At 61.4% G+C, this 20,721-nt stretch carries 26 protein-coding genes and 1 tRNA gene; 8 read left to right on the top strand and 19 right to left on the bottom strand.

The annotated features are described in order from the left end of the window. Positions 1 to 4: 4 nt before the first annotated feature. From B348_RS0100680 to B348_RS0100665, 4 genes are all read right to left on the bottom strand, one after another. Complete coding sequence (locus B348_RS0100680; protein WP_017734249.1) at positions 5 to 259, bottom strand: hypothetical protein; 255 nt, start codon at positions 257 to 259, stop codon at positions 5 to 7. Beyond that, entirely contained in the window at positions 259 to 411 is a 153-nt protein-coding gene (locus B348_RS1000000131440) for a hypothetical protein (protein WP_157356455.1), read from the bottom strand. The genes B348_RS0100680 and B348_RS1000000131440 overlap by 1 nt, the downstream gene beginning before the upstream one ends. Before the next feature lie 62 nt (positions 412 to 473). Beyond that, complete coding sequence (locus tag B348_RS0100670; RefSeq protein WP_017734247.1) at positions 474 to 1,274, bottom strand: hypothetical protein; 801 nt, start codon at positions 1,272 to 1,274, stop codon at positions 474 to 476. A gap of 32 nt (positions 1,275 to 1,306) precedes the next feature. After that, positions 1,307 to 2,272: an AraC family transcriptional regulator gene (locus B348_RS0100665; protein ID WP_017734246.1), complete on the bottom strand. Its 966-nt coding sequence runs from the start codon at positions 2,270 to 2,272 to the stop codon at positions 1,307 to 1,309. Positions 2,273 to 2,374: 102 nt separating this feature from the next. On the opposite strand from B348_RS0100665, the gene B348_RS0100660 reads away from it, so the two are divergent. Further along, on the top strand, positions 2,375 to 3,625 hold the full coding sequence (locus B348_RS0100660; RefSeq protein ID WP_026136450.1) for an MFS transporter: 1,251 nt from the start codon (positions 2,375 to 2,377) through the stop codon (positions 3,623 to 3,625). 185 nt (positions 3,626 to 3,810) lie between these two features. Beyond that, the gene (locus tag B348_RS0100655) at positions 3,811 to 4,275 is read left to right on the top strand and encodes an Imm30 family immunity protein (protein ID WP_017734244.1); all 465 of its coding nucleotides are present in this window, start codon (positions 3,811 to 3,813) and stop codon (positions 4,273 to 4,275) included. A gap of 323 nt (positions 4,276 to 4,598) precedes the next feature. On the opposite strand, the gene B348_RS0100650 is transcribed toward B348_RS0100655, so the two are convergent. Both B348_RS0100650 and B348_RS0100645 read right to left on the bottom strand, forming a co-directional pair. Beyond that, positions 4,599 to 4,685, bottom strand: a tRNA-Leu gene (locus tag B348_RS0100650). A gap of 196 nt (positions 4,686 to 4,881) precedes the next feature. Beyond that, the gene (locus B348_RS0100645) at positions 4,882 to 5,163 is read right to left on the bottom strand and encodes a hypothetical protein (protein WP_017734243.1); all 282 of its coding nucleotides are present in this window, start codon (positions 5,161 to 5,163) and stop codon (positions 4,882 to 4,884) included. A gap of 194 nt (positions 5,164 to 5,357) precedes the next feature. Between B348_RS0100645 and B348_RS0100640 the strand changes: the two genes are divergently transcribed. After that, the gene (locus B348_RS0100640) at positions 5,358 to 5,816 is read left to right on the top strand and encodes a GFA family protein (protein ID WP_017734242.1); all 459 of its coding nucleotides are present in this window, start codon (positions 5,358 to 5,360) and stop codon (positions 5,814 to 5,816) included. A 2-nt stretch (positions 5,817 to 5,818) separates the two neighbouring features. On the opposite strand, the gene B348_RS0100635 is transcribed toward B348_RS0100640, so the two are convergent. Then, the gene (locus tag B348_RS0100635) at positions 5,819 to 6,346 is read right to left on the bottom strand and encodes a DinB family protein (RefSeq protein WP_017734241.1); all 528 of its coding nucleotides are present in this window, start codon (positions 6,344 to 6,346) and stop codon (positions 5,819 to 5,821) included. A gap of 126 nt (positions 6,347 to 6,472) precedes the next feature. On the opposite strand from B348_RS0100635, the gene B348_RS0100630 reads away from it, so the two are divergent. Then, positions 6,473 to 7,165, top strand: coding sequence for a tellurite resistance TerB family protein (locus B348_RS0100630; RefSeq protein ID WP_017734240.1), 693 nt, complete (start codon positions 6,473 to 6,475; stop codon positions 7,163 to 7,165). Here B348_RS0100630 and B348_RS0100625 read toward each other — a convergent pair. From B348_RS0100625 to B348_RS0100595, 8 genes are all read right to left on the bottom strand, one after another. After that, positions 7,162 to 7,971 carry a hypothetical protein gene (locus B348_RS0100625; protein WP_017734239.1) on the bottom strand — a complete coding sequence of 270 codons (810 nt, stop codon included), beginning with the start codon at positions 7,969 to 7,971 and terminating at the stop codon, positions 7,162 to 7,164. The two genes, B348_RS0100630 and B348_RS0100625, sit on opposite strands and share 4 nt — an antisense overlap. A gap of 18 nt (positions 7,972 to 7,989) precedes the next feature. Next, positions 7,990 to 8,337, bottom strand: coding sequence for a DUF2493 domain-containing protein (locus tag B348_RS0100620; RefSeq protein WP_017734238.1), 348 nt, complete (start codon positions 8,335 to 8,337; stop codon positions 7,990 to 7,992). Between the two features lie 63 nt (positions 8,338 to 8,400). Further along, positions 8,401 to 11,115 (bottom strand): magnesium-translocating P-type ATPase, encoded by a 2,715-nt coding sequence (mgtA, locus tag B348_RS0100615; protein ID WP_017734237.1) that lies wholly within the window; start codon positions 11,113 to 11,115, stop codon positions 8,401 to 8,403. A gap of 223 nt (positions 11,116 to 11,338) precedes the next feature. Next, complete coding sequence (locus B348_RS1000000130560) at positions 11,339 to 11,632, bottom strand: hypothetical protein (protein WP_081609184.1); 294 nt, start codon at positions 11,630 to 11,632, stop codon at positions 11,339 to 11,341. Between the two features lie 317 nt (positions 11,633 to 11,949). After that, positions 11,950 to 12,561 (bottom strand): LysE family transporter, encoded by a 612-nt coding sequence (locus tag B348_RS0100610; RefSeq protein WP_017734236.1) that lies wholly within the window; start codon positions 12,559 to 12,561, stop codon positions 11,950 to 11,952. A gap of 67 nt (positions 12,562 to 12,628) precedes the next feature. After that, positions 12,629 to 13,099 carry an arsenate reductase ArsC gene (locus tag B348_RS0100605; RefSeq protein WP_017734235.1) on the bottom strand — a complete coding sequence of 157 codons (471 nt, stop codon included), beginning with the start codon at positions 13,097 to 13,099 and terminating at the stop codon, positions 12,629 to 12,631. Between the two features lies 1 nt (position 13,100). Continuing rightward, entirely contained in the window at positions 13,101 to 14,384 is a 1,284-nt protein-coding gene (locus B348_RS0100600; RefSeq protein WP_017734234.1) for an arsenic transporter, read from the bottom strand. A 19-nt stretch (positions 14,385 to 14,403) separates the two neighbouring features. After that, on the bottom strand, positions 14,404 to 14,760 hold the full coding sequence (locus tag B348_RS0100595) for a metalloregulator ArsR/SmtB family transcription factor (RefSeq protein WP_017734233.1): 357 nt from the start codon (positions 14,758 to 14,760) through the stop codon (positions 14,404 to 14,406). Positions 14,761 to 14,935: 175 nt separating this feature from the next. Between B348_RS0100595 and B348_RS0100590 the strand changes: the two genes are divergently transcribed. From B348_RS0100590 to B348_RS0100580, 3 genes are all read left to right on the top strand, one after another. Then, a complete protein-coding gene (locus B348_RS0100590) occupies positions 14,936 to 15,151 on the top strand; it encodes a hypothetical protein (protein ID WP_005788169.1) in 216 nt (71 codons plus the stop codon). A 71-nt stretch (positions 15,152 to 15,222) separates the two neighbouring features. Further along, positions 15,223 to 15,918: an AzlC family ABC transporter permease gene (locus B348_RS0100585; RefSeq protein WP_017734232.1), complete on the top strand. Its 696-nt coding sequence runs from the start codon at positions 15,223 to 15,225 to the stop codon at positions 15,916 to 15,918. Then, complete coding sequence (locus tag B348_RS0100580) at positions 15,915 to 16,229, top strand: AzlD domain-containing protein (protein WP_017734231.1); 315 nt, start codon at positions 15,915 to 15,917, stop codon at positions 16,227 to 16,229. Before B348_RS0100585 ends, B348_RS0100580 begins: the two co-directional genes overlap by 4 nt. Positions 16,230 to 16,353: 124 nt before the next feature. Here B348_RS0100580 and B348_RS0100575 read toward each other — a convergent pair whose 3' ends face one another. Further along, positions 16,354 to 16,569, bottom strand: a complete 216-nt coding sequence (locus B348_RS0100575) for a hypothetical protein (RefSeq protein WP_017734230.1) — start codon at positions 16,567 to 16,569, stop codon at positions 16,354 to 16,356. A 147-nt stretch (positions 16,570 to 16,716) separates the two neighbouring features. Here B348_RS0100575 and B348_RS0100570 point away from each other — a divergent pair, with 147 nt between their 5' ends. Then, positions 16,717 to 17,070, top strand: a complete 354-nt coding sequence (locus tag B348_RS0100570) for a hypothetical protein (RefSeq protein ID WP_017734229.1) — start codon at positions 16,717 to 16,719, stop codon at positions 17,068 to 17,070. 145 nt (positions 17,071 to 17,215) lie between these two features. Here the strand turns inward: B348_RS0100570 and B348_RS0100565 are convergent, their stop codons facing one another. The 3 genes from B348_RS0100565 to modC all read right to left on the bottom strand — a co-directional run bounded on the left by B348_RS0100565 (position 17,216) and on the right by modC (position 20,720). Next, positions 17,216 to 17,920: a YoaK family protein gene (locus B348_RS0100565; protein WP_017734228.1), complete on the bottom strand. Its 705-nt coding sequence runs from the start codon at positions 17,918 to 17,920 to the stop codon at positions 17,216 to 17,218. 605 nt (positions 17,921 to 18,525) lie between these two features. Next, complete coding sequence (locus B348_RS0100560) at positions 18,526 to 19,563, bottom strand: DNA topoisomerase IB (RefSeq protein WP_017734227.1); 1,038 nt, start codon at positions 19,561 to 19,563, stop codon at positions 18,526 to 18,528. 77 nt (positions 19,564 to 19,640) lie between these two features. Further along, a complete protein-coding gene (gene modC, locus B348_RS0100555) occupies positions 19,641 to 20,720 on the bottom strand; it encodes a molybdenum ABC transporter ATP-binding protein (RefSeq protein WP_017734226.1) in 1,080 nt (359 codons plus the stop codon). Position 20,721 lies beyond the last annotated feature (1 nt).

Genomic DNA, 20,721 nt, shown 5'->3' with positions numbered 1-20,721 from the left:
TTTTTCAACGTTTGATGTTGATCGTTTCGATTGCAAACAGGTACAGGGTGAACATCCGAATAAATTCGACATTGCCGAGCATTTTCAGGTTGAACGGGTCGGGAAACGTCGACACATACCAGAACGCCACGCACAGGCAGAACGCCAATACCACGCCCCCAAGGTAAGGTCCCCAACTGAAGTGATCGTGGTCGGCAAGACGGCTGTTCAGGTAGTTTACACAGAGCACCCAGGAGAGCACCAACACACTGGCAATCATCAAAAAGACCGGCAACAGCAGGCGGCAACGGAAAACGGATCTTTCAGTGGCCCGCCGCCTTCCATGAATGTCGAAAAGGCCAACGCCAGAAATACGTTCAGCAACGGGCGGGATTTGACCTTGCCGAGGGCATCCATAAGCTCCTTGAACACTGTGCTCTATCCTTTATCGTGCGAATTGCGGCCGGGCATGCTCACCGATCCGCGGTCAATCATCAACGCTTTCGAGAATGATTCTTGTGCTTTCGACGAAGCGCCGCAGCATGCTGCGATTTGCGTGTTGCCATCTGCTTGTTGAACGGTTCCAGGACGTTGTCCAGGTCGCGATACAGGTTCGATTGTGATCTGACGACCTCAGTGAAGAAGTAACGTATGAACGCAGAACTCTCGAAACGCCCCTGTTTCCACGCCGCCAGCATGAAGTTGCTGGTTAAAAAGAAGCTGAAGCCGGCGAACAAAATGGTCAACTGCAGGAACAACGCTTGATCCGTAGCCAATTCACCCGAAGCGTTTTTCACCAGCAACCCATACGCGGTCGCAGTCCCTCCCAGCACCACACAGAACATGAGCAATGGCGCTCGCTTGCGGATAGGCTTCCCGGCGAAACGGACTTGCGTGCTCTGGATCAGGGTGTACAGAGCGTTGATCAGGAAGGGAAAACCAACGAACGCAATGTCGATTGCCGAAAAAACATAGCTCGCTGAGTCCTGCCAGTAAATGCTGGCCAGCGCCACGGCGGTCAGCCCTGCGACGATCAGATCCTTTTGCAACGACTTGGAGAAATCAAGGTGCTGCCGACCATTTTTCCCAGCGCGTGAATGCATATAGTCAACCAGTTGTATATATGCCAATGGCCAGAAAGATGCTGTAAACCCGACGATGTACAGCGCCTTGAGTAATGCAAAAAACTCAAAGTTGTAGATCAGTGGGAGTGGGTTGACCCGCAATGCGAAGAAACCCCACAAGAAAGCCAGCAATAAAAGCGGGTAAAAGATGAGGCGATGCAAATAGAGCATGTGTGTACCCAGTGGTTGGATTGACCTTGAGCCTAATCAGCGGGCTGCCTTACCTTACGACTCAATCCCGGTGTCTTGCCCGTAATGCGCTTGAATGCACGACTGAAGGCGGCCTGCGACGTGTAGCCCAAACGCTGCGCTACCTCTTCGATCGGCAGCCTTTCGAGGGTCAGCCACTGGCTCGCCAGCCGCATGCGCAGTTCGGTGACATAGCGCAGCGGGGCCACGCCAATCGTCGCCTGGAAGCGGTCGGCAAAGACCGAGCGTGAGGTATTGCAGTGCGCTGCCAGCTGCGCGACGGTCCAGTCGCGGCCCGGTTGCTGATGGAGCGCAAGCAGTGCACCGGCCAGGCGTTGATCGCGCAAGGCGGCGACCAGGCCTGAGGCATTGCCGCAGGCGCACTCCACCCAGCCGCGAACCACCATGGCCGCCACCACGTCGGCCAAACGCGCGAGGATACCGGCGAAGCCGATACGTGCGGCGCTGACCTCGCGTTCCATGGTGGTCAGGATCGGTACCAGGCCGGGGTAACGCTGGCCGCCGGCATCAATCAGCATCAGGCCCGGCATCAGCCTGCCAAGGCCATGGATGCTGCCCAGTTCAAACTCCATGCAACCACTGAACACAATAGTGCTCGGCGAGGGGCTGGCATCGGCGCCGGTTGCCACGGCGCTGACGGTGTCGCCGAGTGGGGCGCCGTCCAGGCGGTTGATGTCCATCAAAGGCGCGTCTGGATGTGAAAGCAGCTGGTGCGCCGCGCCATGGGAGATGAACACGGCGTTGCCGGCAGACAGTGCGTAGGGGGTGCCATCGTCCATGCGCAGCACCGCATTGCCCACGGCGATGAAGTGGAACCAGGCGTGCCCGGGTTTCTCCGTGAAGCCCAGACCGAAGGTAGGGCCGGCCTGGATACGCCGGTATTCGACACCCCGCAGGCGCATGCCGCGCAATAGCTCGTTGATGAGGTCCGAGGAGAGAGCAAACTGATCAGCAGGCATCGTTCAGGTGTTTTGGTCAAAAAGTAGAGATTTTCGATCATAGATCATCCGGATCCCGGCGCCTAGACTTCGGTTCGTCATGAAGAGTGGGAGATCCGTACGATGACCGATTGTGTCTGTAATGCCATACCCGACCGCCATCCTGGCGTCGGCTTGGATGTAGAGCCTGCGACCCCTGCATGGATGGCCGTCTTTTCGTTGGCAATGGGGGTGTTCGGCTTACTGACCGCCGAGTACCTGCCGGCCAGTTTGTTGACGCTGATGGCGACTGACCTGGGCGTGTCCGAAGCGCTGGCTGGCCAGGCGGTCACGGTGACAGCCGTCGTCGCACTGTTCGCCGGCTTGTTGGTGCCAGGCCTGACCCGTGGCATCGACCGGCGCCTGGTGTTGCTGGGGTTTTCCACGTTGATGGTCGCTTCCAATCTGTTGGTCGCCGTTTCTTCCAGCTTCGCAGTGCTGTTGTTGATGCGCATCTTGCTGGGGATTGCCCTTGGCGGGTTCTGGAGCATGGCGGCGGCGGTCGCGATGCGGTTGGTGCCGAGTGCGTTATTGCCCCGGGCGCTGTCGATCATTTTCAGCGGCATTGCCATCGGCACCGTCGTTGCCGTGCCGCTGGGCAGCTATCTGGGCGGGCTGTATGGCTGGCGCAGCGCGTTTTTTGCCGCGGCGGCGGTCGGCATGGTGACCCTGGCTTTCCAGTCGTTCACGTTGCCGCGCCTTGCGCCGCGTCGGCCGGCGAGGCTGCGCACTGTTTTAGAGGTGTTGCAGCGGCCAGGCATCGCCATGGGCATGTTCGGGTGTGTGCTGGTGCACAGCGGGCACTTCGCGATGTTCACCTATGTCCGGCCATTCCTTGAAGGCACTACCGGTATCGGCTCGCAAGGGCTGTCACTGATGTTGCTGGGGTTCGGTGTAGCCAACTTCGTCGGCACGCTGTTGGCCGGGCGGTTGCTGGAGCGTCACCCACTGGCCACCCTGGTGGTGATGCCTGCTCTGGTCGGCGTTGCCGCCCTGGCGTTGGTGCTGTTGCCGGCGTCGTTGCCTGGGCAGGCGATACTCCTGGCGATCTGGGGCCTGGCCTTTGGCGGGGTGCCGGTGGCGTGGTCGAACTGGGTGGCCAGCGCAGTACCCGATCAGGCGGAAAGCGCCGGCGGCATGGTGGTGGCCTCTGTGCAGTCCGCCATCGCGACAGGCGCCGCCGCTGGCGGTGCCGTGTTCAGCTTCGGTGGCAGCGCGGGCGTATTCGTCGCGGCGGCCGTATTGATGTTGCTGGCCGCGCTGCTGATTGCGCTGCGAGTTCGCGTCCCTTCTGCCCCTGGCGTTCGCCAGACCAAGCCCGCGCTGCACCTTTGATCCGATTGAGCAAATCGCTTCGATCCCATCCGTCACCAGGAACTGACCCATGAACAATACGACGTCTCATCAAGGACGCCTCAAATCGCAGCGATTCAACATGACGGCTTTGTAAGGGGCCCGCGACAAGATCTTATAAGGCAGAATAAAGCCATGTATCCACGAACATTCAAGAGGCCTGATTGATGCCGTCGAACGCCTTTGCAGAAATAATTGCTCGGCTGAGCAGCGTAATTTCAAGCCAGCCCGCTGATATGGTGAAAATAGTGGACGAGGGCGTTTACGAATTAAGCCAAGTTGGCGAGCCCTCGGCGGCAAAATTCCTTCTTCCGCTTTTAGATGATGGCTGTTCTCATCAAGAATGCATGTTTTCCATTATCCACGCGGCGGAAGCTGCGCCGTTGGATGCGTACGTTGCGGATTTGCTTGCTGTCTATCCCGCGATCGCGGCAAGTAGTCCTGAGTGGGCATCCATTGTTTTGCTGCGAGTGCTGAATAGCGATCCCGCGCGCGAAATCATTGTCAGGGCGTTGCGCGAGTCAGACACGCCAGCCAAGGCCGCCGTGGCCTATATCGCAACTAAGATAAATGAAAGAAGTCCGGAATTTACGGGCAAGACGATGGGCGTCCTGCTGGCTGCCCGCGCGTAGTTTCTATATCGCTGCCGCCTCAGCACCGTGCAGGCGTAGATAGCCGGTGAACTCGGGTACATTTCCAGGGGCGAGGGGAGGCCAAGCCACTCACAAGTGTCTTCGTCGAGGTTCATTGTGGGCAAATCCGAATACTGTGTGCGCATACAGCGGTCGAGGTTTGAGCGTGGCGCGATTTGAAGCGACGAGCTGTAGCAGATTTGGGTTTGGTATTCGTTCGGCAGGACGCCGTGGGGAGGATGATTGCGGTGCAAGGTCTGAAATGGCGGAGCAGAAACATTAAGGGCCTGCATGAAGTTAATCACGCAAGCCCTTGATATATATGGTGCCCGAACCCGGAATCGAACCGGGACGCCCTTACGAGCGGGGGATTTTAAGTCCCATGCGTCTACCAGTTTCGCCATTCGGGCGGTAGCGCGGTGCAGCAGGGATGGGAATATATAGGCCCAGGCGCTTCGGTGCAAGTTCGAATAGCACCTTTATGGTGCTCATGCGTGCAGGAAAAAGCTCGATAGATCAGTGATCTACACGGGATTCCTGGTGAAGTTCAGAAGCGCTGCCTGGCAAATGGAAGCGGCGCCCGCGCGGGCAGGCGCCGTGCTGGCTTTACACGAATGGCTGCCCACTGAAGCCCCGTGGCAAGCGCTGCAAGCCGGGCAGGTCGGTGAGGCGTTGGGTCCACGCGCTGCGCCAGTCGCCGGCGGTGTGGGTTTTAGCGCGGCGGGCGCTACGGCGGGCCGCGTTGCGTTGGATGCGGCGCGCTTCTTTGTACGCGTCGGTGTTGCGGCAGGTACGGCACTTGACCCGGTTCAGCTCGGTGCTGGAGGGGAGGTTGGTGCCGTGGTGGCCGCAGGCAAGATGGCCGGCGACCTTGAAGTGAATGACCATGTAAGCGTCTCCTTCTTATAAGGGGCCGCGCCTCGAGACCACTCGGTGGGCGCGGGCAGGGCGGGGTTGTTACCCCGACGCCTTATGGTTAGGACCCCTGTGGCGCGACGGCGTTCGCTTTTGTTTGCAAGCCTGTTCAACCCCGGGCCCTGACGTTACGCTGGCACGCACCCAATCATGAAAAGGAAGGAATGATGAGCGTTGTAACCCCGCCACACGAGGGCGGTTGCCGCTGCAATCGCGTGCGTTTCAGTGTCAGCGTGGCCCCGGTGATCACCATGGCGTGTCACTGCACCGGCTGCCAGAAAATGTCCTCCAGCGCGTTTTCCCTCAGCGCCCTGGTCCCGGCCAATGGTTTCACCGTGACCGCTGGCTGCCCGGTGATCGGCGGCTTGCACGGGGTGGACCGCCACTATTTTTGCCCCCATTGCATGAGCTGGCTGTTTACCCGCCCCCATGGCATCGATGAGTTCGTCAATGTGCGCGCAACCTTGCTGGATAACGCCAGCGATTACGTGCCTTTCATGGAAACCTGGACCCGGGAAAAACTGGCCTGGGTCTCCACCCCAGCCGTAGAAAGCTTTGCGCAATTGCCGCAGCCGGAGGAGTTCCCGCGGTTGTTGCAGGCTTATGCCGAATTCAATGCGCGCTGAGTTCAGTCAATCAAGGCCAGCAGGTCGGTGTCGCCCACGTCCACACCGGCCTGGCTCAGCAGTGTGGTCACTTGGCCACGATGGTGGGTCTGGTGGTTGAAGAAGTGCAGCAACAGGCTGCCGAAGTCCTTGTCGGCCGCGACGCCACGCATGTTGTGGTACTGCAAGCGCTGGTCTAGTTCGGGCGCTTGCAGGGTGTTGGCCCAGTCGATGATCAGTTGATCCAACCAGGCGCGGTAGGCGGCGAGTGCGCGCAGGTCGGCGAAGGCGAGTTGCTTCAGATCGGCCGGCATGGCGACAGCGTCCAGCGGTGCCAGCGCCAAATAACCTGCCGGGTGCCGGGCGAAGCGCTTGAGCCACACCGTGTCGCCGAGGGCCAGGTGGTTCAACGTGCCGAGGATCGAGCCGAAAAAGGCGCGGCGATCTTCCAGCAATTGCGCGTCCGTGAGGTGGCTGGCGGCGTCATATACCTTTTGGTTCATCCACTGGTTGTAGCCGGCCATCAGCGTGATGTGTTCAATCCGGTTCACGGGGGGGGCTCTCTTGAAAGCGGGGTGGCGCCATCATAAGCCGCGCCCGCCCGGCGGTCATGGTGTTCCGGCAGGCACGGGCTATGGTTGTTAGACGCCAACAGTGCGCCCTCGGAGGGCTACACCATGAACACCAGCGATCTCCTGGAACAACTCCTGCGCGGCGGGCAACAGGGCGGCGGCGCCTCGGGCAGTGGCCTCGGCGGGCTGCTCGGCGGCTTGCTGAAAGGCACCAGCACCGGCAATGCCTCAGCGGGTGGTGGTTTAGGCGGATTGTTGGGCGGGCTCGGCGGCCTGTTGGGCGGTGGGGCGGCTGCACGTCCTGCGCAAGGGCGCTCTGGCGGGATGAATTACGCGGCACTGGCGTCGTTGGGCATGATGGCCTTCCAGGCGTATCAGGCCTGGCAGAGCCAGCAGGCCAGCCAGCCGCAAGCCGCCTTCCAGACGGCGGACCAGCTTGACGGCCCCGAGGCCGAAGCCCATAGCCATGCGGTATTGCGTGCCCTGATCGCCGCCGCCAAGGCCGACGGGCGTATCGATGAAAAAGAGCAGCAGATGATTTCCAACGAACTGCGCCAGCATACGGACGACCCGCAGTTGCAACAGTGGCTCGACGCCGAAGTCGCCAAGCCCCTGGATGCCACGGATTTCGCCGAGTTTGCCCGCGATCCGGCCGTGGCTGCCGAGGTGTACCTGGCCAGTGTGCTGCTGGTGGACGACCAGCAGGACGCCGAACGCAATTACCTCGACGACCTGGCGGCGCAGCTGCAACTCGATCCGCAGTTACAGCTGCACCTGGAGCAACAGGCCAAAGCCTAGAAGCGCACGGTGGCGCCGGTGCTCAGCCATTGATCGTGGTCACCGCTCAGGCTGCGCCCGACGATCAGGTCCACATCGACAAATTCGCCAAGGTGCAGGCGCGGCCCGGCCTGCCAGGCCTGGTCGCCGCCGCGCTGGCCATAGCGCTCACCGATCAGCGTGAGGGCGGGCGCCAGTTGATACTCGACGCCGCTGCCCCAGGTCAGGCGGTGGTTTTGTTCACCGTCGTCATAGGCATGGGCCCAACCGGCATTCAGGTTCAGGCGCAGCGCCTGCAAGGGCTGCCAGGTCAATGGCAGGTTCAGGTCCGCGCCGTCGAAGGCGTGCCGACGATCCAGCGCAACGTGCGCGCCGGCAGCCACGGCCATCTCCAACCCCAAGTCTTCCCGCGACAGCACCTGAGCCTTGAGTTGCGGGCTGATCTGGCTTTCGCCGCCCGCCCGCGACAGCGCCGCGCCCCATTGCACCGAGGGCAAGGCACTGAAGGTGCACGCCGGTGACAGCGTTTCGCTGTGGTTGCGGCCTTCGTGGCGGTTGGCGCTGAACCAGGCGTCCACGTTGCAGGTGCCCGGCGCATTGATTGCGCCATCGTCGACCACGTAGGCACCGCCGGCGGCATGGGCCTTGGACAGCAGCGCTATCAGCAACAGCACGGCCAGGGTCAAACCGATAAAAACCAGGTTGCGCCGCAATGCCCGGCGTTTGGCCGGCGGCAACAGCAACAAGGTGTGGCGTGCGCCGCGATAGTGACGCGCACGGTATTTGGCAAACCCATCCGGGCGTTGCGGCGTGTGTTGGTTGTGCATGATGCACCTCGCGTGAATTCAGCTTTCTACGGTCAGCACCGAAATGCCGCTGGCTTTGGCCTGGCAGACCAGTTCCGACGTGTCGTCACCACCCGGCAGGGCGATGACCACGTCGGGACGGCTGTCGGCCAGCATGAAATGGTTGCGCTGGCGTTCCGCCTGCTTGCCGTGGCGTTGCCAGTTGGGCGGGTAGCGCACCACGTCGATACCCAGTTCCCGCGCCCACTCCTCGACGTCGCTGCCGAGGAACTGGTTGCCGCCGTGGATCAATACCTGCACCGGGCGCAGGCGGTGGTAAGCGTCCAGCACTTGGCGGGACTTCTTGGTGTCGGCGTAATGACGACCTGCACAGATCAAGACGCGCATATTCGAATCCTTGTGATGCACGGTGACAGCCGGGCGACCGCCACCGTTTGAACGGCGGGGGGATCAGTACCACTGCTTGAAGCGGCGGATGTAGATCGTTTTCATCAGTTGCGCGACGCAGCAGTAGCTGAGCAGGGTGCCCACCAGCCAGGGGAAGTACGCCAGCGGCAGCGGTTGCAAGCCCACCAGGGTGCCCAGGGGCGAGAACGGCACATAGATGCCCAGCGCGATTACCACGCAAGTCATCATCAATACCGGCCACGCGGCGGTGCTCTGGAAGAAGGGGATCTTGCGGGTGCGCAACATGTGCACCACCAGGGTTTGCGAGAGCAGGCCCTCGATAAACCAGCCGGACTGGAACAGCGTCTGCATCTCTACGCTGTTGGCGCTGAACACGTACCACATCAGTGCAAAGGTGGTGATGTCGAAGATCGACGAGGTCGGCCCGATCCAGATCATGAAGCGGCCGATGTTTTTCGCGTCCCACTTGCGTGGCTTGGCCAGGTATTCCTTGTCCATCTTGTCCCACGGCAGGGCCAGCTGGGAGATGTCGTACATGAGGTTTTGCAGCAGCAGGTGAATCGCCAGCATCGGCATGAACGGGATAAACGCACTGGCCACCAGCACCGAGAACACGTTGCCGAAGTTGGAGCTGGCCGTCATGTTCAGGTACTTCATGATATTGCCGAAGGTTTCGCGGCCCTTGAGCACGCCTTCTTCCAGCACCATCAGGCTCTTTTCCAGGAGGATGATGTCGGCCGATTCCTTGGCGATGTCGGTGCCGCTGTCCACCGAGATACCCACGTCAGCGTCGCGCAGTGCCGGTGCATCGTTGATGCCGTCACCGAGGAAGCCCACGGTGTGGCCGTTGGCTTGCAGGGCCTTGAGCACCCGGGATTTTTGCAGCGGCGTCAGCTTGGCAAACACCGTGCGTTCTTCCACGCGGCGCAGCAGGGTGGCGTCGTCCATCGCTTCGATTTCCGCGCCGAGCAGCGGCTGGCCGGGCTCCAGGCCAACCTGGCGGCAGATCTTGCTGGTGACCACGGCGTTGTCGCCGGTCAGCACTTTGACCGCTACACCGATTTGTTGCAGCGCAGCAATCGCCGGGCCGGCGGTTTCCTTCGGTGGGTCGAGGAAGGTCAGGAAGCCCTGGATCACCAGGTTGCGTTCATCGGCGGTGGTGTATTGCTGGCGGGCCAGGGCCTTGGGAATGTTGCGCGTGGCCACCACCAGCACGCGGAAACCGTCTTCGTTGTAGACGTTGGCCAATGCCAGCAGCTCGTTGCGACGGCGCTCATCCAGTGGCACAGCGTCGCCGCCTTCCATGACGTGGGTGGAAATGCTCAGCATCTCTTCCACGGCGCCCTTGCACACCAGCAACTGATCATCGGCGGCATCCTTGACCACGATGGACAGGCGACGGCGCACAAAGTCGAAGGGCAATTCATCCACCTTGCTGTAGGCAAACGGCACCTGGAACTTCGGATTCTGCTCGGAGAACTGCACCACGGCCTGGTCCATCAGGTTTTTCATGCCGCTTTGGTGATGGCTGTTGAGCCACGCCAGGGACAGCACCGTGTCATCGCGTTGGCCAAAGGCGTTGACGTGATGTTCGAGGATGATCTTGTCCTGGGTCAGGGTGCCGGTCTTGTCGGTGCACAGCACGTCCATCGAACCGAAGTTCTGGATCGCATTGAGGCGCTTGACCACCACTTTGCGCTTGGCCATCGCCGTGGCGCCCTTGGCCAGGTTGGCGCTGACGATCATCGGCAGCATTTCCGGGGTGAGGCCGACGGCAACCGCCAGGGCGAACAGGAACGCATCGCCCCAGTCACCCTTGGAGAAACCGTTGAGCAGGAACACGATCGGCACCATCACCAGCATGAAGCGGATCAGCAGCCAACTGACGCTGTTGACCCCACGGTCGAACGCGGTTTGCACCCGCGAGCCGACAATCGCCTTGGCCAGCGAGCCGAAGTAGGTGCGTGGCCCGGTGGCGACCACCACGGCCTTGGCCCGGCCGCTGACGACGTTGGTGCCCATGAAGCAGATGTTCGGCAAGTCCAGCAGGTTGCCTTGATCGGCGGCCGGGGGCGCGGCGGACTTTTGCGTGACGTCGCCGAGGGTGTCGTACTTTTCCACCGGCAAGGCTTCACCGGTGAGCACCGCCTGGCTGATAAACAGGTCGCGGGATTCGATCAGGCGGATGTCCGCCGGGATCATGTCGCCGGCCGATAGCTGCACGATGTCGCCGGCCACCAGGTCGCGCATCGGCACTTCGCGCAGGGTTGGCTGGGCACCGACTTGTTCGCGGCGCAGCACGGTGGCGGTGGTGCGCACCATGGCTTTCAGGGCTTCGGCGGATTTCGCCGAGCGGTGTTCCTGCCAGAAGCGCAGCAGGCTGCTGAGCAGGACCATGGTCATGATGATGATGACCTTGGTCAGGTCGACTTCTTCACCGGCTTGCAGCGGCAGCCAATAGTCGGTGACAAAGCTGATGCCGGCCAAGGTCAGCAGCACGTAGATGAACGGGTTGTTCAGCGCTTGCAGGAACTGCACGATGGCGTGGGGCGGCTTGTCATGGGCGACTTCGTTGTAACCTTCGCGGTGCAGGCGTGCAGCGGCGTCCAGTTCGGTCAGGCCGTCCTGGGTGGCCCGCACGTTGGCCAGGGTGGCCGACAGGCCGTTGTGGGCTTCGCGGGCGGCGCGCATCGACAGCTTGGTGTCGGCGTCGGGGGTGGTTTTCTTGTGCAGTGGCGTGTTTTTTACGGCGCTCATGGTGTGTACTCCTGTCGCCAATTCTCGACAAAACATACCCGGTACTTACCTGCTGACAGGCGAGCGAAAGCATGCCGAGCCGCGGACTTCGCGATCGGTTCAAATAAAGTGTCTGGACAACTTTTGCGGCAGCGTTAGTTAAATAGCGCGCAGCGAATTACAACTGGGATAGTTCATAAAGAACTCCAGGGTGTTGATCAGTTAGTTGCTGTTTTCAGCAGGATTAAGCGGCGCGCGCGCTCAGGTAGAAACCGAGCAGCAGACCGGCTTGTGCCAGGCTGGAAACGGTCGGTCTCTGTGGGTCCTGCGGGTCGGCGTGATCCCAGTGCTGCAGCAGTTGGCCGCTGTCTGGGCAGATACGCCAGTGCGCCAGCGGGTGAGCCGGGCGCACTTGAGGGGAGGGTGTGGCAAAGGGCGAGCGGGTTGGGGAAAACCCTGCAGGCTCGCGGCACAGCTTGGCGCGCAGGGCTGCGGCTAGCGTGCGAACATCATGTAAAACAAAGGCTTGGAAGGTCATAACACACCTCGGGACCGGACGGGCGACCGGTGAGGCAGTTACGGTGGAGCATCGAGCTCTAGCGCAGCTTACCGGACCGGGAAGCGAGTCCTGTCATATTCTGGGTTGGGCGCCCGATGCCCGCAAAGGCGGTGCTCGGACAGCGACTAGATACTGTGTCCATTGGCTTCTTTTGTGAGGTTTAAAAAAGGCCCCAGTTGCGGGCACGGGCAATCTACTCAGGCAGTTACAAAATGTCAACGGATGATTAATTAAATTATCCGTTGTTCAGAGTTCATTCAGACAAGAGGCACTTGGAAGTTGCTCGATATATAACTTCAAATGCCCTGTGCCGCGAGAACGGCCAAATAGATCAATACCACGCCACAGGCGCCGTAACTGATGCGCTGCCAAGTGGGCGATGCGTTCTGGCGCAACAGGTTCACCAACCCGGCAATCAGAAAGCACGACAGCACCGATGCCAGCATGAACCCGGCAAAAAACATCAGCGTCTGCCCATGGCTGGGCGTGGCGCCGACGATGCCGGAAAGCGCGCTGCCCAGGGCGCCCCAGTAGACAATGTTTTTCGGGTTGGCCAGGGAAATCGTCGCGCCCACCGCCAATGCATTCTTCGCCGAGCTGGCCGGCGCGCTGTCGGCTTGCGGCAGATGCCACGCATCCATCAGGCTGCGTGCGCCGAGCCAGGCCAGGTACAGCGCGCAGGCAATGGTCAGCGGCACGCGCACGGCGTCATGCTGGATCAGCAACGCAATGCCGGTGAGGCCGATCACCGCCCAGACCGCGTCGCCCACCAGTGAGCCGATTTGCACCAGCAACGCCGGGGTGAAACCCTGGAGCAAGCCACGCCGCAGGGTCTCCGCCAGCACGGCGCCGGGGGACAGGCAAAACACAAAGCCAAATACCAGTGCGTAAAAGAAGATCGTCAGCATGCCCGCGTCCTTTCGAGAAAGGGCACGAGCATAGCCAGATTGGGCAGGGCAGTTCTAGTTTTTGCAGTTACAACAGCGCGATACGTTCAAGTTCAGCCTTCAACTCGGCCGCGCCAAGGCGCGCAAACGGCAGTGCGAAAAACGCCCGGCAGCGGCTTTCGATGGTTTCCAGTGTGGCGTGAAAGGCGGCGTCGAGCATTGCTTCATCGCCGTCAACCTCCGAAGGGTCTTCCAGGCCCCAATGCGCCTTCATCGCCGGCCCGAAATACACCGGGCAGGCTTCACCGGCGGCCTTGTCGCACACGGTGATCACCAGATCCGGCGGGCTGCCTGCAAACGCATCATTGCCTTTGCTGTACAGGCCTTCCGTGCTGATACCTGCGGTCGCCAGCGTCGACAGGCTGCGCGGCAAGACCTGGCCCTTGGGGAAGCTGCCAGAACTGATGGCGACGAAACCCGCCGGCGCCAAGTGGTTGAACACCGCTTCAGACAAAATGCTGCGGCAACTGTTGGCGGTGCACATGAACAGGACTTTCATTTCAGATACTCAAACGCAAAGCGAGGGCGGCGAGGGTGATCAACAGCACCGGCAAGGTCAGCACAATCCCGACCTTGAAGTAGTAGCCCCAAGTGATGGTGATGCCCTTGCGCGCCAGAATATGCAGCCACAGCAAGGTGGCCAGGCTGCCAATCGGGGTGATTTTCGGGCCGAGGTCGCTGCCGATCACGTTGGCGTAGATCATCGCGTCCTTGATCACACCCACCGCATGGCTGGACTCGATGGACAACGCGCCGATCAGCACCGTCGGCAGGTTGTTCATCGCCGAGGACAGCAAGGCCGTCAGCACGCCGGTGCCCATGGCCGCACCCCACACGCCGTAGGTGGCGAAGGTGTCGAGCCAGGTTGCGAGGTACGTGGTGAGGCCGGCGTTGCGCAAGCCGTACACCACCAGGTACATGCCCAGGGAGAAAATCACGATCTGCCACGGTGCTTCCTTCAGCACCTTGCGCGTGGAAATCTTGTGGCCCTTGGCGGCGATCACCAGCAGGAGCACGGCACACACGGCGGAAATCGCACTGATGGGAATGCCCAGTGGCTCCAGGGCGAAACAACCGACCAACAGGATACCCAGCACCCACCAGCCGGCGCGGAAGGTGGCGCGGTCGTGGATCGCACTGGCTGGATCGGCCAGGTCAGCGGGGTCGTAGACCTGCGGGATATCGCGGCGGAAAAACCACAGCAGTACCGCCAGCGTGGCCGCGACGCTGACGAGGTTCACCGGCACCATCACGGCCGCATATTCGTTGAAGCCAATCTTGAAGTAGTCCGCCGAAACGATGTTCACCAGGTTCGACACCACCAGCGGCAGGCTCGCGGTATCGGCGATAAACCCTGCGCCCATGACAAACGCCAGGGTCGCCGCCGGGGAAAAACGCAACGCCAGGAGCATCGACATCACGATGGGCGTGAGGATCAGCGCTGCGCCGTCGTTGGCAAACAGCGCCGAAACCAGCGCGCCCAGCAGCACCATATAGGCAAACAAGCGCCGCCCGCGCCCACGGCCCCAACGTGCGACATGCAGCGCCGCCCAGGCAAAGAAGCCGGCTTCGTCGAGCAACAGGCTGATGATGATCAGCGCGACAAAGGTGCCGGTGGCATTCCAGATGATGTGCCACACCACCGGAATATCCGCCAGGCTGATCACGCCGCTGGCCAGGGCGAGGATTGCGCCCATCGTCGCACTCCAGCCGACGCCGAGGCCCTTGGGCTGCCAGATGACCAGAATGATGGTGAACAGGAAAATGCCAATGGCGACAAGCATCAATAAAAGCTCCGAGGGCTCAGCAGCAGGCGCTGGCCCGTTGTGGTCGGTTGCCCATTGCATCCAGACGTTGGGTGTCGGCATGCAACCACGGCAGGTTGGCTTGCAAGGTGATATCCAGCACGTGCGTGACCCATTCGGGCAGTGCCGGGTTGATGCGGTAGTAGATCCACTGACCCTGGCGACGATCCAGCATCAGCCCGCAACTGCGCAGCTGTGCCAGGTGACGGGAGATTTTTGGCTGGCTGTCCTCCAAGGCATGGATCAGTTCGCACACGCAAAGTTCGCCTTCGCGCGCAACCAATAACGCCATGCGTGCCCGGGTGGCATCGGCCAGGCATTTGAACAGTTCGGGAGGGGAGATGAACTCGGACATGGGCAACGCCCTATACATATGGGAAGGCGAATATACGTATTTCCATATGTGTCGGTCAAACCGGTTTTCGCTTGATCTGGATCAAGCGCCTGGGAATCTATCGCAAGTGTTTGAAATTAAAATGAAACACGAATGTCCTAAAGTGCCTGCCATTGCAAACGAAGGAAGAACCCGCGTGACCCGTGCCACTCGCAACCTGCGCAAGACCCTCGATTCCGTCGCGGAAAATAACGAAACTGCGGCGTTCGACCTGATGCGCGCCGTGGAAAAACTCGGCGATGAAGTGCTGCGTCAGCGCTTGCTCAACACCATTCACCGGCTGAACCAGGACGCCTACGAGCTGCGCGAAGCGCGGGACTCGGTGGAGCAGGTGTCCGTCAGGCTCGCCTGAGCAAGATCGTTCAAGACAAGCGCCTTGTTGCGCTGGCATGCTTGGCGACTGTCCGTCGTTGAGCCGTGTCCATGCCTACTGCCTTACCTCATTACGCCTTCGCACGCGGTGCCATTGCCGTTATCCCGCTGTCCCTGGCCTGTGCGCCGTGGGGGCTGCTGGCCGGCTCCATGGCCATTGATGCGCAATTCACCCCGCTGCAAGCCCAGGGTTTATCCGCCATTGTGTTCGCCGGCGCCGCGCAGTTGGTGGCGATCGGCATGGTCAAGAGCGGCGCAAGCCTGATCTCCATTGTGCTGACCACCTTGCTGCTGACCTCCCAGCATTTGCTCTACGGCATGCACATGCGCCCGACCCTGTCGGCGCTGAACACGCGCTGGCGGATGAGCCTGGGGTTTCTGCTCACCGACGAATTCTTTGCCCTGGTCAGCCACTACGACCGCCAGACGTTCAATCGCTGGTACGCCCTCGGCGTCGGCTTGACGTTCTATATCGCCTGGAACCTGTTCACCCTTGCCGGCATCGTGCTGGGCAAGAGCATTCCCGGCCTGGACCAGTTGGGCCTGGAGTTTTCCATCGCCGCGACCTTTATTGCGCTGATCACCCCGGTGGTGCGTGATGTGCCGACCGTGGTCTGTGTGGCCGTGTCGTTGCTGTTCTCGGTGTGGCTGAGTTTCCTGCATTGGGAATCGGCGGTGGTGGTGTCGGGTGTGTTGGGGATGAGCGCCGGGTATGCGTGCAAACGGCTGGGAGTAGGGCAGCGATGATCTACCTGATGATTGTGACGATGGGCCTGGTGGTGTTTCTCAACCGCTACCTGTTTATCGAGCCGCGCTTGCCGGTACGCCTCAACCGGGGGGCGCGGGAGTTTCTCGGGTTTGCGGTGCCGGGGATGCTCACCGCGATTTGCGGGCCGATCATCTTCCTGGCCGATCACCAGCACCTCAACCTGAGCCCGACCAACCCCTATCTGCTCGCCGGTATCAGCGCGGTGGCGCTGATGTACTGGACGCGCAACGTGCTGCTGACGGTGCTGTTGAGCATGGCGTTGTTCTATCTGTTTCGCTGGCTGCTCTGACGCCCAGGCGAAAAAAAGCCCGCGGGAGGGCGGGCTGAAGGGAGACTTCTAAAAATGAGCGTGGCCACTATAGGTGGCGCATTCTCCCTTCACAGTGAAACTAAATTCATCCTGCCGTGTTGCATCAGCTCTTGGCGTTGAGCTTGCGCAGTTCTTCATACGTGGCCGACTGGACGAACCAGAAGCCGGAAATGATGCACCACGTCAACGTGCCGCCGATCAGGACCGCCAGGCCCGTCAGGAAACTTGCACCGAACATCGTGACCAAACCCATCAGCCAAACGAAGGCCAGGGCGATGTAGAGCACAGTGTTGTTGACGCTGATGACGAAATCTTTCATGACGCTTCCTTGTAGAGAATATCCCGTTGACCTCCTCAGTGAGATCAACGTTGGCATCATAATGCCATGTATCAGCAGGCGCCACCTTTGGCCCCTCGGTCGCCGGCAAGTGGTAGAGTCGCGTTTTTTTTGCGACGGAGCGATGGCATGCACAAGGTGGTAATGGGCGCATTGATACTGGCGGCACTGGCCGGTTGCGCAGGTTCGAAGATGAAAGACGCGCGCGCGGGCACGCCCTACAAGACCCTGGCTTCGGATAAGGCCACCCTGGTGGTCGCCGAATGCATCCAGTTCGGCTGGCAGGACGAAAGCGTATTCGGCGTGGATGCGGGCGGCTTCAAGGAACCCAACGGGCCAGGCGGTTTCACCGTGTACACCACCGGCGGCGATTACTTTGTCGATGTACAAAGTGCGGGCGCTGGCGCCACCGTGAAGTACTACGCCGTGGAAGACAACATGCCCGCCAAGCGCCGCCTGGCGGCACTCGCGACTTGCCTGTAATCCGTTGCCTTAGTGGTTTTAGGAAATGCCCGGCGGGACAGCCGCCGGACATTCGCTTATCATTCGTCCCGCTCGTTCGGCGTGATGGCTCTTTACCAGTACACGGACGTCGAGGCCGACACGTCGGACGAGCATCTTTTTTCCTCTAGCGCGGCATGTAGCCCAACTGCCAGCGCCGTGGAATCTTCAGCGACACCAGGCCCAGCAACGCCGCCAATCCACCGCTGACCATCAGCGCCTTCAGGCCCATCCGCTGCTCCAGCCATGCGCCGAGCACCGCCCCGACAAACATTCCGCCCCATGGAATCAGTTGCACACGCCAGCCATTGCGGCGCTCCCCCAGCATCCAACGCCCCAGGCCACGGCCAAAACGCGAGAGCGCGCCCGTCACGTACGTCAGGCCCACCGGCAAACCGTTGACCTCTTCCACTGCCGCATTGAGCATGCCCATCGCAATGATCGCCGCGAGCAAGGCGGGCAAGGCATCGTCCATGGGCAACATCGCGCCAGTGCAGAGCAGGGCGGCGATGCACAGCAGCAAGGGCAGGGCATGCCGGCGGCTGAGACGGCTGACCATCACACCCAACGCATTGCCGACGACAAAGGTGGCCACCAGCAACAGCAGCCGCCCGGTCAGGCCAAGATCACCGGCACTGATCGCCACCGCCAACCGCGTGGTGTTGCCACTCATGAACGAGACAAAATCGCCACTGGCCATAAAGCCAATGGCATCGGTCATGCCGGCCAGCACCGACAGGCACGCGACCAGCATCAAACCGACCCGGCCACGCCAGCGTTGGCGGTGAGCGTGTAGGGCATTGGCGTAAGGCTTGGGGGACGACGGCAGCATGGGGCCGGGCTCCTCGGCAAGATTATTCGGCCACTACCGTAGGACGCTTTGCGGGTGTGCGCAATGACCTGGATCTGGGCGGATGTCATCGCAGGCAAGCCAGCTCCCACCTTTGAACGATGTGACTGGGCAGTAAGTGCTCGGCTGGAGATCCTCCAGGCACAACCAATTCCCTGTGGAAGCTGTCGAGCTTTAGCGAGGCTGCGAAGGCGTCGGCATGGGTGGCAGAGGGGTTGACTGATCCACCGCTATCGCAGGCAAGCCAGCTCCCACAGTTGATCGGTGTTGTTGGGCTGTCATTGTTCGGCTGGAGATCCTCCAGGCACAGCCAATTCCCTGTGGGAGCTGTCGAGCTTTAGCGCGGCTGCGAAGGCGGCGGCATTGCTGGCAGAGGGGTTGACTGACCCACCGCCATCGCAGGCAAGCCAGCTCCCACAGTTGATCGGTGTTGTTGGGCTGTCATTGTTCGGCTGGAGATCCTCCAGGCACAGCCAATTCCCTGTGGGAGCTGTCGAGCTTTAGCGAGGCTGCGAAGGCGGCGGCATGGCTGGTAGAGGTGTTGCCTGGCTCCCACACAAGCCAGCTACCACGGTTAACGGTGTTGGTCAGGAAGGCTGCGCTTTTTCCGGTGGGCTCGCCGTGAGCTGCTCCAGGAATATCGCCAGCGCCACCTCTTCCGCCTTGAGCCCCTTGCGCACCCGCGGCTTTGGCAGTTTGGACAGTTCCCCCAGGCTGAAATGCTCCAATACAGCGGGGTGGATGTAACACTTGCGGCACACCGCCGGGGTATTGCCCAGTTGCTTGGCAACGTCCTTGACCGTTGCCACCACGTGCCGTTTGGCATCGGATTCGGGTTGCCACTCCAGTTCACGCAAGACGGCCAGCGCCAGGGCCGTACCGGCCCAGGTGCGGTAGTCCTTGGCGGTGAAGTCGGCGCCGGTGAGGCTGTGCAGGTAGGCGTTGACGTCATGGGAACTGACGGTGTGCCGCGCGCCATCCGCGTCGAGGTATTGGAAAAGATCTTGCCCCGGCAGCTCCAGGCAGCGCTTGACCACCGTCGCCAGCCGGCGGTCCCGCACGCTGACCTGGTGCTCCACGCCACTCTTGCCGCGAAACTGGAACTGGATCTCGCTGCCCTTGATGTCGACATGCCGGTTGCGCAGGGTGGTCAGCCCATAGGACTTGTTCTCACGCGCGTACTGGCTATTGCCGACGCGGATCAGCGTCGCGTCAAGCAGCATCACCACCGTGGCCAATACCTTTTCCCGGGTAAAACCTGGCTCGGCGATCTGTGCTTCGAGCTTCTTGCGCAGTTTTGGCAAGGCTTCGCCAAACGCCTGGAGACGCGAGTACTTGTCACTGTCGCGGACTTCACGCCAGCGCGGGTGATAGCGGTACTGCTTGCGCCCACGGGCATCGCGGCCGGTGGCTTGCAGATGGCCGCGCGGGTCGGCGCAGATCCACACGTCGGTGTAGGCCGGCGGCACGGCCAGGGCGTTCAGGCGCTGGATTTCAGCTGCGTCCTTGATCCGCACACCCTTGGCGTCGAAGTACTGGAATTTGCCGCGCAGGGTCTTGCGGCGAATGCCCGGCTGGGTGTCGTCAACGTAGTGCAGGTCGCGGGGCAGCGGGGCGTCGGGCATGGCGAAGGTTCCTTGGCAACAATCAGGCCGGTATGCCTGATTGACCGCAGCCCTGCGCCGTCGTGCCAAAAGTTTGCCTACGCCAGTACCGCCACCGCCTTGATCTGTGCCCACAGCGTCTGGCCGGGGCGCAGTTGCAGCTGATCACGGGAGAACCGGGTGATGCGTGCCAGCAGCGGTGTGCCGGCCGCATCCAGGCGCACGAGGACGTGGGCATTGTTGTCGGCCCCCAGCTCCTGGATGACTGTCACCGGCAAGCGATTGAGGATGCTGCTGTGCTCCTCCGCCTGCAGGCTGAGGCTCACGTCCCGCGCCTGCACCTTGATCCGCAACGCCTTGCCCAACGCCAGCGGCGCATGGGCCACACGCATGTGCAAGGCACTGGCGGGCAGTTGCAGGGTCAGCAATTGATAGTGTTCGTCATAGGCGCTGACGGTGCCATTGATCACCACGCCGGCGTCGTCACCGGAGGCCATCGGCAGGTCCAGCCGCGCCAGGGTTTCGCCGATGGGCCCGCTGGCCAGGACCTTGCCGTCATTGAGCAGGACGATGTGATCGGCCAGGCGCGCCACTTCGTCCTGGGCATGGCTGACGTACAGCACGGGAATGTCCAGTTCATCGTGCAGGCGTTCGAGGTACGGCAGGATCTCGCCCTTGCGCTTGCTGTCGAGGGCCGCCAGCGGTTCATCCATCAACAATAATTGCGGGCTGGTGAGCAATGCGCGGGCGATGCCGACGCGTTGGCGCTCACCGCCGGACAAGTGTTGCGGGTGGCGATCGAGCAAGTGGCCGATCCCCAGCAGTTCGGTGGCTTGGGCCATGTCCACGCGGCGCTGTTGCCGCGCAATACGCTTGAGGCCGAACTCCAGGTTGGCCCGCACCGACAGATGGGGGAACAGGCTCGCCTCTTGAAACACATAACCCAGGGCGCGCTTGTGCGGGGGCACGAACAGTCCTTTGGCGCTGTCTTGCCACACTTCATCGTTGATCTCCACAACGCCGTGTTCGGCGCGCTCCAGCCCGGCGATGCAACGCAAGCAGGTGGTTTTGCCGGAGCCGGAGTGGCCGTATAACGCGGTCACGCCGCGACCCGGTAATTGCAGGTCCACATCGAGGGCAAATCCCGAGTAGCTCAGTTGCAGGCGCACATCGATCATC

The sequence above is a fragment of the Pseudomonas sp. CBZ-4 genome (assembly GCF_000346755.1).
Taxonomy (GTDB): Bacteria; Pseudomonadota; Gammaproteobacteria; order Pseudomonadales; family Pseudomonadaceae; genus Aquipseudomonas.
Note: the sequence above shows the minus strand (reverse complement) of the source record. Positions and strands in the feature narration are given on the sequence as shown.